Genomic DNA, 901 nt, shown 5'->3' on the forward strand with positions numbered 1-901 from the left:
GTGGTGCGGCGTGGTTGGGGTGGTCGTGGTGGGTGACGCGCCCGGGGTGGGACACACTTTTCTGCCTATAACCCGAAAAACCCCGGTCAACCAAGGTCAACCGGGGTTTTGTGGCGGAGACGGGGGGATTTGAACCCCCGGTCGAGTTTAACCCCGACCCTTCATTAGCAGTGAAGTCCATTCGGCCGCTCTGGCACGTCTCCATAGTCTGTGTAGAGGCTCGTCAACGTGGCCTAGCAACACAGCTCTACCCATACTAGCGACAAAAGTAGCGGTGGTCAAAACCCCGTGAGATGCAGGCATTCACCCTGGAGGTGGCTGAGACCAGCTTGATAAACTGGCATAGATAGCGTCCAATAATCAGCGGTAAGGAAATAGGCGTGTCAGAATCGTATAACCAGCACGACCCACAGAACTCACAGCAGAACTACGGCTCCTACAGTGCGCCCAGCGAGCAGCCCTACGCCCAGAACTACAACCAGCCCTACGGCCAGGTTGCTGTAAACCCCGAGGGGCAGAAGCACGCCCAGAACGCCATGATTTTCGGTATTCTGTCCATCGTGATTGCGGGCCTCGGCGTGGTTTTTGGCCCCCTTGCCCTTTCTCAGGTTCGTAAGGCTGAATCCTACGGAGCTGAAGCAACCGTCGGTAAGGTCACCGGCTGGATTGGTCTGGTTCTGGGCATCCTTTCCCTGCTGTTTATCATCGCCTATATTGCCTTTATCGTTATTCTGATTGGCACCGCCGGCACTTCTTCTAGCTACTAATACTAGAAGTTTTTGACGTAGAACGAGCGGGGGTAGGCTGAGGCCTTGCCCCTGCTTCGGGTTATAGGCAGAAAAGTGTGTCCCCAACACCCCCACAACCCAATCAACACAAGGCAACCAACCCCACAAGCTAG

1 protein-coding gene and 1 tRNA gene are annotated in these 901 nt (G+C 55.5%); one reads left to right on the top strand and one right to left on the bottom strand.

Annotated features, from left to right (window positions below):
* Window positions 1-111: 111 nt before the first annotated feature.
* A tRNA-Ser gene (locus tag ACED88_RS10725) sits at window positions 112-203 on the bottom strand.
* A gap of 177 nt (window positions 204-380) precedes the next feature.
* Between ACED88_RS10725 and ACED88_RS10730 the strand changes: the two genes are divergently transcribed.
* Window positions 381-767 carry a hypothetical protein gene (locus tag ACED88_RS10730; RefSeq protein WP_237205635.1) on the top strand — a complete coding sequence of 129 codons (387 nt, stop codon included), beginning with the start codon at window positions 381-383 and terminating at the stop codon, window positions 765-767.
* Window positions 768-901: the final 134 nt, after the last annotated feature.

The sequence above is a fragment of the Rothia sp. 11273D007AR genome, assembly GCF_053547255.1.